The sequence below is a fragment of the Streptomyces sp. NPDC001617 genome, assembly GCF_053596855.1.
On record NZ_JBSFHA010000003.1, the window covers coordinates 111943 to 128089 of the forward strand.

The 16147-nt window shown below is 69.1% G+C and carries 13 protein-coding genes; 9 read left to right on the top strand and 4 right to left on the bottom strand.

The features are described 5' to 3' along the window. Window positions 1–44: 44 nt before the first annotated feature. Window positions 45–1871, bottom strand: a complete 1827-nt coding sequence (locus tag ACWC09_RS03470) for an acyl-CoA dehydrogenase (protein WP_450848040.1) — start codon at window positions 1869–1871, stop codon at window positions 45–47. A 178-nt stretch (window positions 1872–2049) separates the two neighbouring features. On the opposite strand from ACWC09_RS03470, the gene ACWC09_RS03475 reads away from it, so the two are divergent. The 3 genes from ACWC09_RS03475 (at window position 2050) to ACWC09_RS03485 (ending at window position 4823) form a co-directional block, all read left to right on the top strand. After that, the gene (locus ACWC09_RS03475; protein ID WP_450848042.1) at window positions 2050–2520 is read left to right on the top strand and encodes an SseB family protein; all 471 of its coding nucleotides are present in this window, start codon (window positions 2050–2052) and stop codon (window positions 2518–2520) included. A 110-nt stretch (window positions 2521–2630) separates the two neighbouring features. Beyond that, on the top strand, window positions 2631–3602 hold the full coding sequence (locus ACWC09_RS03480; protein WP_450848044.1) for a pirin family protein: 972 nt from the start codon (window positions 2631–2633) through the stop codon (window positions 3600–3602). Between the two features lie 162 nt (window positions 3603–3764). After that, window positions 3765–4823, top strand: a complete 1059-nt coding sequence (locus tag ACWC09_RS03485; RefSeq protein ID WP_450848046.1) for an AI-2E family transporter — start codon at window positions 3765–3767, stop codon at window positions 4821–4823. On the opposite strand, the gene ACWC09_RS03490 is transcribed toward ACWC09_RS03485, so the two are convergent. Continuing rightward, the gene (locus ACWC09_RS03490) at window positions 4793–6922 is read right to left on the bottom strand and encodes a SpoIIE family protein phosphatase (protein ID WP_450848048.1); all 2130 of its coding nucleotides are present in this window, start codon (window positions 6920–6922) and stop codon (window positions 4793–4795) included. The two genes, ACWC09_RS03485 and ACWC09_RS03490, sit on opposite strands and share 31 nt — an antisense overlap. Window positions 6923–7136: 214 nt before the next feature. On the opposite strand from ACWC09_RS03490, the gene aspS reads away from it, so the two are divergent. The 5 genes from aspS to ACWC09_RS03515 all read left to right on the top strand — a co-directional run bounded on the left by aspS (window position 7137) and on the right by ACWC09_RS03515 (window position 12241). Next, window positions 7137–8900 carry an aspartate--tRNA ligase gene (gene aspS / locus ACWC09_RS03495; RefSeq protein WP_450848049.1) on the top strand — a complete coding sequence of 588 codons (1764 nt, stop codon included), beginning with the start codon at window positions 7137–7139 and terminating at the stop codon, window positions 8898–8900. A 122-nt stretch (window positions 8901–9022) separates the two neighbouring features. Next, entirely contained in the window at window positions 9023–9943 is a 921-nt protein-coding gene (locus ACWC09_RS03500) for an intradiol ring-cleavage dioxygenase (protein WP_450848051.1), read from the top strand. 151 nt (window positions 9944–10094) lie between these two features. Next, window positions 10095–11453 carry an MFS transporter gene (locus ACWC09_RS03505; protein WP_450848053.1) on the top strand — a complete coding sequence of 453 codons (1359 nt, stop codon included), beginning with the start codon at window positions 10095–10097 and terminating at the stop codon, window positions 11451–11453. Between the two features lie 64 nt (window positions 11454–11517). Continuing rightward, a complete protein-coding gene (locus ACWC09_RS03510) occupies window positions 11518–11982 on the top strand; it encodes a hypothetical protein (RefSeq protein ID WP_450848055.1) in 465 nt (154 codons plus the stop codon). A 34-nt stretch (window positions 11983–12016) separates the two neighbouring features. Next, a complete protein-coding gene (locus ACWC09_RS03515) occupies window positions 12017–12241 on the top strand; it encodes a hypothetical protein (protein ID WP_450848057.1) in 225 nt (74 codons plus the stop codon). A 58-nt stretch (window positions 12242–12299) separates the two neighbouring features. Here the strand turns inward: ACWC09_RS03515 and ACWC09_RS03520 are convergent, their stop codons facing one another. Further along, the gene (locus tag ACWC09_RS03520) at window positions 12300–13706 is read right to left on the bottom strand and encodes a VCBS repeat-containing protein (RefSeq protein ID WP_450848059.1); all 1407 of its coding nucleotides are present in this window, start codon (window positions 13704–13706) and stop codon (window positions 12300–12302) included. Between the two features lie 516 nt (window positions 13707–14222). Here ACWC09_RS03520 and ACWC09_RS03525 point away from each other — a divergent pair. Then, a complete protein-coding gene (locus tag ACWC09_RS03525) occupies window positions 14223–15566 on the top strand; it encodes a pectate lyase family protein (RefSeq protein WP_450848061.1) in 1344 nt (447 codons plus the stop codon). A gap of 54 nt (window positions 15567–15620) precedes the next feature. On the opposite strand, the gene ACWC09_RS03530 is transcribed toward ACWC09_RS03525, so the two are convergent. Then, window positions 15621–16097 carry a hypothetical protein gene (locus tag ACWC09_RS03530; protein WP_450848062.1) on the bottom strand — a complete coding sequence of 159 codons (477 nt, stop codon included), beginning with the start codon at window positions 16095–16097 and terminating at the stop codon, window positions 15621–15623. Between the last annotated feature and the right edge of the window lie 50 nt (window positions 16098–16147).

A 16147-nucleotide genomic window follows, 5' to 3' on the forward strand; every position in this document is an offset into this window, starting at 1 on the left:
TGGCTACCCAGAACCGGCCCAGCTGGAACCCGGAACCGGAAGGCCTAGAACGCCGCCTCGTCCAGCTCCATCAGGTCCAGCTCGACGTTCGCGGCGAGCTTGCGCGCACCGGTGACGCCCGGCAGGACGTTGGCCGCGAAGAACTTCGCCGCCGCGATCTTGCCCGTGTAGAACGCCTTGTCCTTCGCCGAGGCCGTCTCCAGCTTCTCGGCGGCGACCGCGGCGCCCTTGAGCAGCAGGTAGCCGACGACCACGTCACCGGAGGCCAGCAGAAGGCGGGTGGTGTTCAGGCCGACCTTGTAGATGTTCTTGGTGTCCTGCTCGGTGGCCGCGAGGTCGGTCAGCATCAGACCGACGATCGCCTCCAGCTCGACGGCCGCCTTCGCGAGGTGCTCGCGGGCACCCGCCAGCTCCTCGCCGCCGGTGCCCAGCGCCAGGAACTTCTTGATGTCCTCGGCGAGGGAGTTCAGCGCCGCGCCCTGGTTTCGGACGATCTTCCGGAAGAAGAAGTCCTGGCCCTGGATCGCGGTCGTGCCCTCGTACAGGGTGTCGATCTTGGCGTCGCGGATGTACTGCTCGATCGGGTACTCCTGCAGGAAGCCGGAGCCGCCGAAGGTCTGCAGCGACTGGGCGAGCTGCTCGTAGCCCTTCTCGGAGCCGTAGCCCTTCACGATCGGCAGGAGCAGGTCGTTGAGCGCTTCCAGCGCGGCGATGTCCTCGCCGGCGGCCTCCTTGACCTGGATCTCGTCCTGGAGGGAGGCCGTGTACAGCACCAGCGCGCGCATGCCCTCCGCGTACGCCTTCTGCGTCATCAGCGAGCGGCGCACGTCCGGGTGGTGCGTGATGGTGACCTTGGGCGCGGTCTTGTCCATGAAGTTCGCCAGGTCGGTGCCCTGGACGCGCTCCTTGGCGTACTCGAGAGCGTTGAGATAGCCGGTGGACAGCGTCGAGATCGCCTTGGTGCCGACCATCATCCGCGCGAACTCGATGATCCGGAACATCTGCCGGATGCCGTCGTGCTTGTCGCCGATCAGCCAGCCCTTGGCGGGGTGCTGGTCGCCGAAGGTCATCTCGCAGGTGTTGGAGGCCTTGAGGCCCATCTTGTGCTCGACGTTGGTGGCGTAGACGCCGTTGCGCTCGCCCAGCTCACCGGTCTCGAAGTCGAAGAGGTACTTCGGTACGAGGAAGAGCGACAGCCCCTTGGTGCCCGGACCGGCACCCTCCGGCCGCGCCAGCACGTAGTGAAGGATGTTCTCCTCCATGTCGTGCTCACCGGACGTGATGAACCGCTTCACGCCCTCGATGTGCCAGGAGCCGTCCTCCTGCTGGATCGCCTTGGTGCGGCCGGCACCCACGTCCGAACCGGCGTCGGGCTCGGTGAGCACCATGGTCGACCCCCAGGTCTTCTCCACGGCGATCTTCGCGATGTGCTTCTGTACGTCGTTGCCCTCGTCGTAGAGGATGCCGGCGAACGCCGGGCCGGAGGCGTACATCCACACGGCCGGGTTCGAGCCGAGCAGCAGCTCCGCGTAGGACCAGATCAGAGAGCGCGGAGAGGTCGTACCACCGATCTCCTCGGGCAGCCCCAGCCGCCAGTACTCGGACTCCATGAAGGCCTTGTAACTCTTCTTGAAGGACGCGGGCACCGGGGCGGTGTTCGTCTCCGGGTCGAAGACCGGCGGGTTGCGGTCGGCGTCCGCGAAGGACTCCGCCAGCTCGTTCTCCGCGAGACGCGTCAGCTCCTCGAGGATGCTCTTCGCGGTCTCGGTGTCCATCTCCTCGAACGGACCGGCGCCGTACACCTTGTCCCGCCCGAGGACTTCGAACAGGTTGAACTCGATGTCGCGGAGATTCGACTTGTAGTGCCCCATGGCGACGGCTCCGTTGAGAGATATCGGCGAGGCACTGGTCGTAGATCCTCGCGCTGGTTCCAGTTCGTTCACGTACCAACAAGTAGCTACGAATGATGCTACCCGCGGGTAATAAGAAGCAACCCCGATCCGGCATCTGTGACAGACCCCTCGCTCGTGTATCGGTACCCTTTCGGGCATGTACGGCTACGACCAGAACGTGGGCGCCCAGCAGCAGTACGGCAACGTCCCGCCGCAGCAGCAGATGCCCGGCGGGTACGGCCAGCAGCCGCCGCTGTACCCCGAGCCGTCCCCGCCCTCCCTCGCGGACGCGGTGCGCGCCTTCACCACCGGGCAGATGTCGGCGGAGGACTTCCAGCAGGTCTTCGCCACGTCGAAGGTCTACTGCCCGCGAGGCGACAACCCGGGCTTCCTCGCCCTCCACAACACGCAGCAACCCGTGATCCCGATGTTCACCTCCCTCAAGGAGCTGCGCCGGTACGCGGGCAAGGAGTCCAAGTACTTCGTGATCACGGGGGCCGAGGTCATCGATCTCCTCCCGACCGGCTACGGCTTCGTCCTGGACATGGAGGGCGAGCACCGGATGGTCTTCGACGCGAAGGCTGTCGAACAGATGGTCGAGTTCGCGATGCGCAGAATGTACGGCTGACGCGGTGCCGTTGCCGGGAGCCCGGAGGGAATGCCCTCCGGGCTCCTTCTGTTGTGGGGTAGCAGAAAGTTCAATGCTCAACTAAACTGGCCGCACAAGGAGGTACCGACATGCCCGCTGTGACCGTCGAGAACCCGCTGAGCCTGCCGCGCGTGACCGCGCCGGCCGAGGCCGTGGCACGTCCCGTACTCGCCGTCACGACCGCGCCGAGCGGTTTCGAGGGCGAGGGCTTCCCGGTGCGCCGTGCGTTCGCCGGGATCAACTACAAGTACCTCGACCCGTTCATCATGATGGATCAGATGGGCGAGGTGGATTACGCGCCGGGAGAGCCGAAGGGGACTCCCTGGCATCCGCACCGCGGCTTCGAGACCGTCACGTACATCATCGACGGCATCTTCGACCACCAGGACAGCCAGGGCGGCGGCGGCACGATCACCAACGGGGACACCCAGTGGATGACCGCCGGCTCCGGCCTCCTCCACATCGAGGCCCCGCCGGAGTCGCTGGTCATGTCCGGCGGTCTCTTCCACGGGCTGCAGCTGTGGGTGAACCTCCCGGCCAGGGACAAGATGATGGCGCCGCGCTACCAGGACATCCGCGGCGGCAACGTCCAGCTGCTGACGACCCCGGACGGCGGCGCACTTCTCCGCGTCATCGCCGGTGAGCTGGACGGTCACCAGGGCCCCGGTATCACGCACACCCCGATCACGATGATCCACGCGACGCTCGCGCCGGGCGCCGAGATCACCCTCCCCTGGCGGGAGGACTTCAACGGTCTGGCGTACGTCCTGGCGGGGCAGGGCTCGGTCGGCGCGGAACGCCGTCCCGTCCACCTGGGCCAGACGGCGGTCTTCGGCGCCGGGGGTTCCCTGACCGTCCGCGCGGACGAGAAACAGGACTCCCACACGCCGGATCTGGAGGTCGTCATCCTGGGCGGACAGCCGATCCGTGAGCCGATGGCGCACTACGGCCCGTTCGTGATGAACACGCGGGAGGAACTGCAGCAGGCGTTCGAGGACTTCCAGAAGGGCAGGCTGGGGACGATCCCGGCGGTGCACGGGATGTCCGAGGGCGGACTGTAGCCACTTGGAGATCGGTCCGTTCGATCCTGTGGCGAGACCCCGGCCGGGTGCTGGCAGCACCCGGCCGGGGTTGTTCGTCACTGCTGACGCCAAGTGGCGGCGAAGCGACTCGTTCGGATGGTCCTGCGCGACACCGGACCTGGCATATGGCCAGATGAGAGGGTGTCCGCGCCTCAACTGCCGCTCCCCGACCCCGTCCGCCGCCTGGCCGCCTGGTGCGCCGTCATCCTCCTCGTGGCCGGGGTCGTCTACATCGGAGTCCGCCTCTGCTCCGAGTTCCGGACCGCCGTCACCCCCGTGCTCCTCGCACTCCTCGGCACCGCTCTCCTCGGCCCCCTTCACCGGCGGCTCGTCCGGGCCAAGGTCAATCGGTCCGTCGCCGCCGTCCTCACCTGCGTGGCAGTCGTGGCCGTCGTCGGTGGCGCGGTGTACATCGTCGTGGCCGCCCTCATCGACACCGGCGACGAGATCCTCGCCTCGCTCAAGGACGCGGCTCAGGGCGTCGCCGATCACTTCGGGGCCGCGGGGACGTCACTCGACGACCTGGCCGCCCATGCCAAGGAGCTGCTCGCCAAGTTCGGGGGAACGGCCGCCTCCAATGTCATCAGTGGGGTGAGCGTCGTAGGAGAGAGCATCGCCATGGCCCTGCTTGCCCTGCTCCTCGTCTTCTTCTTTCTGCGGGATGCGCATCTCGCCGCCGACGCCCTGCGCGCCCTCGCTCCCCGCGGCTCCGCCGACACCGTCGAGGCCATGGCGCGCAGGGCCTTCGAGGCGGTGGAGGGGTTTATGCGGGGGACCACGATCATCGCCCTCATCGATGCCGTGTGCATCACCGTGGGGCTGCTCGTGCTCGACGTTCCCGGTGCCGTCGGCCTCGGGGCGCTCGTCTTCGTCGGGGCGTTCATCCCCTATCTCGGCGCCTTCGTCTCCGGAGCGGTGGCCGTGCTGGTCGCCCTCGCCGACCGGGGGTTCGTCATCGCGCTGTGGGTGCTCGGGGTCGTGCTGGCGGTGCAGGTGCTGGAGGGCCATGTGCTCCAGCCCATGATCCAGAGCCGGACCGTGCAGATGCATCCGGCGGTGGTGATGGTGGCCATCACGGCGGGGGCTTCGGTGGCGGGGGTTCTCGGGATGCTGCTCGCCGTGCCGCTCACCGCCGCCGTCTTCGGTGTGCTGCATGAACTGCGGGGGCGTTACCAGGCGTCGGCGCCTTCGGACTCGTAGAGCTCGAACCAGATGCTCTTGCCCTCGCCCCGTGGGTCGACGCCCCAGGACTGGGCGAGGAGTTCGATGAGGACCAACCCCCGGCCGGAGGAGGCCAGTTCGCCGGGGCGGCGTTTGTGGGGGAGGTCGTCGCTGGTGTCGGTGACCTCGACGCGCATACGGCGGTCGCCGATCTCGCCCCGGACCTCGGCAAGGAGCACCGCGTCCGCGTCGGTGTGGACCAGCACGTTCGTGAGCAACTCGGAGAGCAGCAGCACCGCCGAGTCGATCTGGTCCTGGGAGTCCCAGTCGTGCAGGAGTTCGCGGAGTTGTTGGCGGGCGACCGCCACCCGTTCCGGTTCGGCCTGGGCCACCGAGAGCATGGTGCGGCGGACCGCGGGGGGTTCGGTGAGGACGTCCCCGCAGCCGCAGCCCTCTCCCAGGCGGCACAGCAGCAGGACCGCTATGTCGTCCTCGCGGCGGTCGGCGAGGGGGCCCGTGGTGTGGTGGGAGGACGGGCCGTGGACGCCCTGGACCAGGGCGTCGGCCAGCTCTTCGAGGTCGCCCTTGTGGTCCTCCAGGATCGTACGGAGGCGCTGCCAGCCGCTGTCCAGGTCGTGGCCGCCGGTCTCGATGAGGCCGTCGGTGCAGATCAGCATCGTCTCGCCGGGTTCGAGGGTGATGCGGGTGGTGGGGTAGTCGGCGTCCGGGTCGATACCGAGGGGGAGGCCGCCGGCCGTGGGGCGGGACAGCACGGTGCCGTCGGCCATGCGGATCGCCGGGTCCGGGTGGCCGGCGCGGGCGATGTCCAGCACACCGGTCGTGGGGTCGGCCTCGACGTACAGGCAGGTCGCGAAGCGCAGGTCCGGGGACTCGGGGTCGGCTTCCGTCATGCCGTGCAGGAAGCGGGAGGCGCGGGAGAGGACCGCGTCGGGGCGGTGCCCCTCGGAGGCGTAGGCGCGCAGGGCGATACGGAGCTGGCCCATCAGGCCCGCCGCCCGCACGTCATGGCCCTGGACGTCGCCGATGACCAGGGCTATCCGGCCGGTGGGCAGCGGGATCATGTCGTACCAGTCGCCGCCGACCTGGAGGCCGCCGCCGGTGGGGACGTAACGCGCGGCGACCTTCATGCCCGGTATCTCGGGGCCGAGCGTCGGCAGCATGGAGCGCTGGAGGCCGTCGGTGAGTGCACGCTCGGTCTCGGCGGCGCCGGCGCGGGTGAGGGCCTGGGCGAGCATACGGGCGACGGTGGTGAGGACCGAGCGCTCGTCCGGGGTGAAGGCGACCGGGTAGGCGAAGGACGCCATCCAGGCGCCCATCGTGCGGCCGGCGACGATCAGTGGGAGGAAGGCCCAGGACTCGCGGCCGAGGCTCTCGACCAGCTGCCACATGACCGGGTAGCGGGTCTTGTAGTCGTGGGGCGTGGAGAGGTAGACGGCGCGGCCGGTGCGGATGACCTCGGCGGCCGGGTAGTCCGTGTCCAGGGGCATCGCGGAGAAGGGGTCGCCGTCGCCGGGCTGGTAGCCGTGCAGGCCGGTGATCGTCACGCGGTCGCCCTCCACGCCGAAGACCGCGAGGCCGTCCGGGGTGAAGCCCGGCATCGACAGGCCGGAGGCGACCCGCAGCACCTCCTCGGTCGACCGCGCCTCGGCCAGCGCCCGGCCCGCGTCCAGCAGGAACGCCTCCCGGGAGCGCCGCCAGTCGCCGGTGACGGCGCTGCGGCCGGCCGGGGTGCCCGGGGTCGGCTCGGTGACCTCCTGGAGGGTGCCGATCAGCTGGAAGGACCGCTTCTCGCGGTCGAAGGTCGGCTTGGAGCGGGAGCGGACGACCCGGATCACCCGGCCGTGCTCGTCCATGATCCGGATCCGCACCTCGGCGAGGGTGTCCTCGGCGACGGCGAGGCCGACGACGCCGATGATCTCGTTCCAGTCGACCGGGTGCAGGCGGGAGCGTGCCTGGGCCTCCGTGAGGGTGGTCTGCCGGGCCTCGGGCAACCCGAGTAGCCGTGCGGCCTCGGCGTCGACCGTGACCAGCTCGGTGGCGGTGTCCCAGTGCCACAGGCCGGTCGCGAGGGCTTCCAGAACTTCCCCCACGGACGGCAGGGGCTCGCCAGTGCGCATTGCCCCACTTTATGGAGAGGTGATCGAGGAATGCCACCGAACGGTCGAAGAGTGCCGTCGGTCACGCCGGTACGACCGGCTCCGGTCACTGTAAAGGGTGGAGAGGCGACCTTGGGGCGGCCGGTACCCTTGGGAGGTCCGGGCCGTGTGCCCGTTCGCGCCGGGGGCGGCAACCCGGCAGACAAGACCCCACCACGAAGGACGATGAACGACGATGCATCGGTACAGGTCCCACACCTGCGGCGAGCTCCGCGCCTCTGACGTCGGCACCGACGTCCGGCTGAGCGGCTGGCTGCACAATCGGCGCGACCTGGGCGGCATCCTCTTCATCGATCTGCGCGACCACTACGGCATCACGCAGCTGGTCGCCCGCCCGGGCACCCCCGCCTACGAGGCCCTGGACAAGGTCTCCAAGGAGTCGACGGTCCGGGTGGACGGCACGGTTGTTTCACGTGGAACCGAGAACGTGAACCCCGACCTGCCGACCGGCGAGATCGAGGTCGAGGTCGGCGAGGTCGAGCTGCTCGGCGCCGCCGCCCAGCTCCCCTTCACGATCAACACCGAGGACGGGGTCAACGAGGAGCGGCGCCTGGAGTACCGCTTCCTGGACCTGCGCCGCGAGCGCATGCACAAGAACATCATGCTGCGTACGGCGGTCATCTCGGCCATCCGTCACAAGATGACGGCGCTTGGCTTCAACGAGATGGCGACGCCGATCCTCTCCGCCACCTCCCCCGAGGGCGCCCGCGACTTCGTCGTGCCGTCCCGGCTGAACCCGGGCAAGTTCTACGCCCTTCCGCAGGCGCCGCAGCAGTTCAAGCAGCTGCTGATGATCTCCGGCTTCGACCGCTACTTCCAGATCGCGCCCTGCTTCCGTGACGAGGACGCGCGCGCGGACCGTTCGCCGGGCGAGTTCTACCAGCTCGACGTCGAGATGAGCTTCGTGGAGCAGGAGGACGTCTTCCGCCCGATCGAGCAGCTGATGACCGAGCTGTTCGAGGAGTTCGGCGGCGGCCGTCATGTCACCTCGCCGTTCCCGCGGATCCCGTTCCGCGAGGCGATGCTGAAGTACGGCTCCGACAAGCCGGACCTGCGGGCCCAGCTGGAACTCGTCGACATCACCGACGTCTTCGAGGGCTCGGAGTTCAAGGCGTTCGCGGGCAAGCACGTGCGTGCGCTGCCGGTGCCGGCGGTCCAGGACCAGCCGCGCAAGTTCTTCGACCAGCTCGGTGACTTCGCCGTCTCGCTGGGCGCCAAGGGCCTGGCCTGGGTCCGCGTCGCCGAGGACGGCTCCCTCACCGGCCCGATCGCGAAGTTCCTCACCGAGGAGAACGTCGCCGAGCTGACCAAGCGGCTCCAGCTCGCCGCCGGTCACGCCGTGTTCTTCGGCGCGGGCGAGTTCGACGAGGTCTCGAAGATCATGGGCGCGGTGCGCGTCGAGGCCGCCAAGCGTGCCGGGCACTTCGAGGAGGGCGTCTTCCGGTTCTGCTGGATCGTCGACTTCCCGATGTACGAGAAGGACGAGGACACCGGCGCGATCGACTTCTCGCACAACCCGTTCTCCATGCCGCAGGGCGGCCTGGAGGCCCTGGAGACCCAGGACCCGCTGGACATCCTGGGCTGGCAGTACGACATCGTCTGCAACGGCGTCGAGCTGTCCTCCGGCGCGATCCGGAACCATGAGCCGGAGATCATGCTGAAGGCCTTCGAGATCGCGGGCTACGACCGCGAGACCGTCGAGGACAAGTTCGCCGGCATGCTGCGCGCCTTCCGCTTCGGCGCCCCGCCGCACGGCGGTATCGCCCCCGGCGTCGACCGCATCGTCATGCTGCTGGCCGACGAGCCCAACATCCGCGAGACCATCGCCTTCCCGCTCAACGGCAACGCCCAGGACCTGATGATGGGCGCGCCGACGGAGCTGGAGGAGGCGCGGCTGAAGGAGCTGCACCTGACGGTGCGGAAGCCGCAGCCCAAGTAGTCCGGCCCAGGTGACAGGGGCTCGAAACCGACCGTCGGTTTCGAGCCCTTTCGCTTGCGCACCCGGATTCACAGCTCTTTCCGATGTTCCTGCCAGGTGCCTCACGCCTAGCGTCCATCGCCATGACAGACACTCAGACGCCTGAAGAAAGACGGGAGTTGGCCCGCCGTACGGTCCTGGCGGCCGGTGGTGTGGCCGTGGCCGCGGTGGGGGTCGGCGGTGCCTTCGCGGCGAGTGCGGCCGCGGACGACAACACCGCGAGTACCTCCGGTGAGGACGCCTGCTACACGCTGACCTCCGAGCTGGTCGAGGGCCCGTACTACATCGACGCCGACAAGATCCGCCAGAACGTCACGGAGGACCAGGAGGGCATACCGCTTCACCTCCGTCTCAAGGTGATCGACGCGGAGACCTGCCGGCCGGTCCGGAACGCGGCCGTGGACATCTGGCACTGCAACGCGTCGGGCATCTACTCCGGTTACGAGGCGATGGGCAGCGGCGGCGGAGGCCCGGCCCCGACCGGCCCCCCGCCCTCGGGCACCCCGACCGACACCCCCACCGCCACGGACTCCCCCACGGCCACCCCGACCGACGTCCCCACCGGTCCCCCGCCCGGCGGTGGCGGCGGACATCAGGAGCCGACCGACGACAAGCGCTACCTGCGCGGCACCTGGCGCACGGACCGGCACGGCTACGTCAGCTTCCGTACCGTCTTCCCCGGCTGGTACCAGGGCCGCTGCGTGCACATCCACGTGAAGGTCCATGTGGACGGCACCTGGACCGACGCCGGCTACGAGGGCGGGCACGCCTGCCACACGGGCCAGCTGTTCTTCGACGAGAAGTCGGTGCTGGCCTCGGCGGCCGTGGAGCCGTACGCCGGTAACACCACCACCCGCACCACCCTCGACGAGGACACCATCTACCCGGACAACGGCCACGAAGGCGGTCTGCTGTACCTCAGGTACGACCACCGGCACATCGCCCGGGGCGTCCAGGCCCATCTGACGCTGGGTGTCGACCCGGACGGGACGCACGACGGCTGACCTCACCGTCTCCACCGGTGGTTCACATACGTGGTCATTCGCTCAGCCCATTGACCCGGAACTACCGCCTCCATAAGGTTCCCGGTACTCAAGATGCTGACGGTAATTCATGTATGTGAACCATCAGTGGGAGACCCAGTGGGAGACAACGATGTCTGAACCGACGCCGGAACCGGCTGTCCAGAGCCGTGCCGTCGCCAGGTTCCTGCGCCGGATGATGCCGTTGCTGGTCCTGATGTTGCTGGTCAACCAGATGGACCGGACGAACGTCGGCTTCGTCCAGGACGAGCTGCACGCCGACATCGGGGTGAGCGCCGCCGCGTACGGTTTCGGCGCCGGGCTCTTCTTCATCGGGTACGCCCTGTTCGAGGTGCCGAGCAACATGCTCCTCGAACGCTTCGGCGCCCGGGTCTGGCTGACCCGCATCATGATCACCTGGGGTCTGGTGATCGTGGCGATGTGCTTCATCCACGACACCACGGCCTTCTACGTCCTGCGCTTTCTGCTCGGCGTCGCGGAGGCCGGCTTCTTCCCCGGGGTGATGCTGTACATCACCCAGTGGCTCCCCGACTCCAGCCGCGGTCGGGCGACGGCGATCTTCCTGGGCGGTTCGGCGGCGGCCGGTGTGGTGACCGGCCCGATCACCGGGGCCCTGCTCGAACTGCACGGCGCGGGCGGCATCTCCGGCTGGCGCTGGATGTTCGGCATCGAGGGCGCCTTCTCGATCCTCGTGGGCATCGTCTCCGGCTTCTTCCTGATCTCCCGCATCGAGGACGCGCGCTGGCTCACGGCCGAGGAGAAGCAGTCCCTGCGCACGGCGGTGACCAAGGACGAGGAGAAGCGCGACCGCGCACCCAGGGTCTCCCGCCTCCGGCTGATGGCCCACCCGCAGGTCCTCCTCCTCACCTCCGTCTTCTTCGCGACCACCCTCACCGGTTACGCGATCACCTTCTGGCTGCCGAGCCTGATCGAGGAGATCGGCGGCCTCACGTCCTTCCAGGTCGGTCTGCTCTCCGCGATCCCGGCGCTGGCCTCGATCATCGGCATGTACTCGATGAGCCACTTCACCGACCGAGCCCCCGACCGCCGTCCCTGGCTCGCGGTCATGCTGGTGGCGTCGGCGGTGGGCACCTTCCTGGCGACCCTCGGCAACCCCTGGTGGGGCCTGGCCGCGATCACCCTCGCGGGCGTCGGCTCCAAGTGCGCGGCCACGCTGTTCTGGCCCATGGCCCAGTCCGGCCTCGACCTGAGGATCGCCGCACCGGGCCTGGCGCTCATCAACTCGCTCGGCAACCTGGGCGGTTTCGTCTCCCCCTTCCTCTTCGGCTACCTGAAGGACACCACCGGCAGCACGACCGGCGGCCTGTACACCCTGTCCGCGGCCTCGCTGCTCGCGGTGGCGGGCGCCTGGTTCATCCGCACCACGCGCGCGGCCGACACCGACTTGGAAACCTCACCGGAGGCACACAGGAATCCCGAGGGAGGAGCACAGAAGCCTGTCGTCTCATAGAGGACGCACGGGATGACGTAGCAGGTAGAGGCCGCCCTCCGGGCCGCCGGGCAAGGAGGAAGCCATGGGTTGGGCGATCGCGCTCTCGGCGCTGCTGATCACCGGGGCGGTCGTGGCGGTCGTGGTGCTGCGGCGTACGCAGCGACCGCAGAGCACCTCCCAGCTGGACGCGGAGGCCGAGGCCAACCGGTGGCTGCTACGGCTGGGCGGAAGCCTCATGCCGCCCGGCGCCACCACCTGGGTGACCGCGGGCGAGGAGGCCGGGCAGGCGCTGACCCGGGCCGCGGAGTGCCACCGCACCGCCCGTGCCCTGCTGGTCGACGCCCGTACGGCGGCGGAGTACGAGAGGGTGACGCGGACGGCGCGGGAAGGGCTCGGGCACGTCCGGGCGGCGCGTGAGGCGCTGGGGCTGGAGGCGGCGACCCCGGCCCCCGCCGCCCTGGGAACGGCCCCGGAAGTAAGGCAAGCCCTTCAAGGATCTTTCCTTGAAAAGAGCTCGAACTCGACGGTCGTTTCAGCCGCTCTTTGACAAGAAGGACCTGACGCGCCGCAAGGTCGTCGCCGTGGGCGCCGGCGCGGTGGCCGCGGTGGGCGTGGGCGGTGGCTTGGTCATGACCGCCTCCGCGAGCGTCCCGGACAATGGGCACGAGGGCGGCCTGCTCTACCTCAAGTGCGACAAGAAGAAGATCGCCAAGGGGGTGCGCGCCCATCTGACCATGGAGGTCACCCCGGACGAGACGCACGACAGCACGGACACCCAGGCGAGCGCGTCGGCGTCGGCCTCGTAGAAGACACAGGAATGCGCCCGGGACTTCGGAAGGGAAGTCCCGGGCGCATACGGTGTGTTCAGATCGCCCAGAGCAGTCCGTTGCCGCCCAGCAGGGTGCCGGCCTGCTGGGTGAGGCCGACGGAGTTCGCGGTGAACACCTTGCTGCCGGTGGCCGTCGGGCGGGCTGAACCGCCCGGGAAGACCCAGACCGCGCCGGTGGAGTCGTTCTCACCGGCCGCGCCGACGAACAACTCGGGCCTGCCGTCCTTGTCGATGTCGCCGACCGAGACCGTCGTACCGAAGAAGTCGTCGGTCTCGGAGGCGCCCGGTACGTCCGCCGTGTCCTGGGAGAAGGAGTACGCGCCCGTGCCGAGCGCACCCGACCTGCGGCCGGGGACGATCGTCACCTGACCGGCGCGGCTCTTGGCGAGACTCTCGTACGGGGAGCCGATCACGATGTCCGCGAGGCCGTCCCGGTTCAGGTCGGCGACGGCGAGGGCCCCGCCGAAGCTGTCGCCCTTCTCGCTCGCCCCGGGGACGCCCGCGGTGTTCTGCGTGATCTGCACGGGAGCGGTGTCGGTCGCGATGCCCGTCGCCGAGCCGTACCAGACGAGGACCCGGCCGCCCGTCGCCCCGTCCACGCCCGCCTTCTCGGGCTCGTCCGGGTCGCCGGCGACGAGGTCGGCGTAGCCGTCGCCGTTGAGGTCGCCGGAGGCCACGATGAGGCCGTTGCCCGTCAGCTCGTTGCCGTAGGCGGGGTTGGCGTAGACCTCGCCGCCGCTCAGGTCGCTCAGCCGGTCGGTCGCGACGACCGGGTCCGGGATCTTGTCGCCGTCGAGGTCGCCGAGCGCGACGGATATCGGAGACGCGGTGTTGTCGTTGTACACGGCGGACCCGAAGGTGCCCTTCCGGCTGAACGGCCCGCTGAAGTAGACGGACGCATCGACTCCGGCGACCGCCACCCGTGTCTTCGCCCCGGCCCCGGTGCTGAGCGCGGCGATGTCCTCGCCGTAGTGGTCGGGTGAGCCGGCCGGCGACGGCAGGTCCGTCCCGCTCGTCAGCCCGTTCTTGCTGCCCCAAAGGACGGTCACCGCACCGGAGTCGGTCCCCTTCGCGGTGTCCTCGTACGGCGACCCGACCACCAGGTCGGCATAGCCGTCCCGGTTCAGGTCGGCCGTCGCGGTGGCGGCGCCGAAGCGATCGTAGGCCTCGCTCGTGCCCGGCACACCGGCGGTGTTCTGTGTGATCGTCTTGCGGTGGGCGGCCGACAGTCCGGAGGCGGAGCCGTAGAGCACGACGACCGCGCCCGCCGCCTCCTTGCCGGACACGTCGGCGCCCGGCGCGGGCAGGACCGCGTCCCGGTAGCCGTCACCGTTGAAGTCGCCGGGCACACCGCCGTGCACGGCGGTGGCCGGGACGGCCGGCAGCAGCACGCCGCCGGCCAGAGAGGCGGCCACGAGCGCGGCCGCACCCCATCTGCGCATGAGTTACCCCCTGTTGAAGTCCCAACCATCCTGTCAGGAAAGGGACTTGTACGATCCCCAGCCCGTCCCGATCTTCACTCGTGCCCCGCGCGATCAGGTCGGGCCGTCCGTCGCCGGTCGGGTCGCCGGGTGAGGTCAGCACGTTGTACTGGTTCCAGCCGCTGCCGGCGAGGGTGGTGTACGACCTCGGCGGTGCCGGTGATGGCGGTGGCCGAGGTCCATGGGATGACCGGAGCCGCCGCGGCCGTCGTCCGAAGTACGGCGCCGCCCGCCACCGTCAGCGCCACCGAGGAGATCGCGACCGCCGGTCGGCGGCGCGACAGGGCGTATCCGCCCACGTGAGGGTCCCTCCCCGCGGGGCCCCATGCTCTCGCGCAAGTGAGCGAACGCTACCCGGAAGAAAATCTTGGCGTCTCGGCAACCTCCCTTGTCCCGGCGGCCACTTGAGGACGTGAGCGCCTTCACCGGTGCTCCACGAACCGCACGTGTCCCGCAACCGCTCGTAAGGAATCCCCCGTGGCCTCAGTTACCCACCGCCGGTCCCTCCGCAGGCGGCACACCCTGGTCGTCTCCGCCGCCGTGGTGGCCGCCGGTGTCGGTGCCGGTGTCGTCGTCATGAACGCCAGTGCCGGCACGGTCGACCTCTACCACCAGACGCTCGCCGCGAAGGACGGCTGGGCCTCCTCCGGTTCCGGGACGACCGGTGGTGCGAAGGCCGACGCCGCGCACACCTTCACCGTCTCGACCCGGGCCCAGCTGGTGAAGGCCCTGGGGTCGGCGACCGGCACCACCCCCCGGATCATCAAGGTCAAGGGCACCATCGACGCCAACACCGACGACAGCGGGAAGAAGCTGACCTGCGCCAACTACGCGTCGGGCACCGGCTACTCGCTCACCTCGTACCTGAAGGCGTTCGACCCCTCCACCTACAGCCGCTCCAAGCTCCCCTCCGGCACCCAGGAGACGGCGCGGGCCGCCGCGCAGACCAAGCAGGCGAAGAACATCATCTTCAAGGTGCCGGCCAACACCAGCATCGTGGGCGTGCCGGGCACCAAGGCCGGGATCACCGGCGGCATGCTGCAGATCCAGAAGGTCGACAACGTCATCGTCCGCAACCTGACCTTCTCCGCGACCCAGGACTGCTTCCCGCAGTGGGACCCGACCGACGGCGACAAGGGCAACTGGAACTCGCAGTACGACTCGGTCACCCTGCGCGGGGCGACCCATGTCTGGGCCGACCACAACACGTTCACGGACGCGCCGGGCTTCGACACCGCCGACCCGACGTACTACGGGCGCCAGTACCAGATCCACGACGGCGAACTCGACATCACCAAGGGCTCGGACCTGGTCACCGTCGAGCGCAACCGGTTCACCAGCCACGACAAGACCATGCTGATCGGCAGCAGCGACACCGACAGCACCGGCAAGCTGCGCGTCTCCATCCACCACAACGTGTGGAAGGGCATCGTGCAGCGCGCGCCGCTGGCCCGGCTCGGCCAGATCCACATCTACAACAACTTCTACGACGTCACGGCGCTCAACGGCTACGAGCTGCAGTACAGCATCAACTCCCGCGCCAAGGCCCAGGTCGTGGCGCAGAACAACTTCTGGAAGACCTCCGCCTCCCAGAAGGTCTCCAAGCTGTTCAGCGGCGACGGCACGGGCTCGATCGCGGGCAGCGGCAACCTGGTCAACGGCACGGCGACCGACCTCGTCGCCGCCTACAACGCGTCCTCGTCGAAGAAGATCAAGACGACGGTGAACTGGACTCCGGCGCTGACGGCGGGACTTGAGACGTCCGCGAAGAACCTGCCGACGGAGCTGGCGTCGACGACCGGCGCGGGAGTGCTCTCCTAGCGGAACGCTCCGCGGGCGCCCACAGAACGCCGGCGAGGACGAGGAACGAGGGGCTCAGGCGTCGTACGAGCCGTCCCACGGTGGACCGAAGAAGAGGCGGTCCGGATAGAGCTCGGCCCAGGCCCCCTCCTCGTCCTCGCCGGTCACCAGGCCGAACAGCACACCGTCGACCGTCACTCGGAACGGCCGTATCGCGATGTCCGTGTAGGAACGGCGGGGCAGGCTGCGCAGGAGCTTCGCCAGATGGACGCGGGCGCGCTGAAGGACCGACGCCTCACCGTCCGGATCGCGCAGCTGCTCGGCCCAGGTGCCGGCACACCAGATCTCCGACTCGCGGTAGTTGCCCTCGAAGTCGAAGGTGTGCAGGACGGTGTAGAGACGTTTGTGCTCTTCCCAGCCGTGGTCGAGGCGGAACCCCTCGGGGAAGGCATACGTGATCGACGCCAGGAACTGCCCTTCGGCGTACCGGCCGATGGATTCGGTCCGGTTGCGGGGCACGTAGGCGATCGGGACGACTTCGGGCACTGCCATGGCCGAAATATACGGGGCTCGGAAAGCTGTTCGGCTTTCCGAGCCCCGTC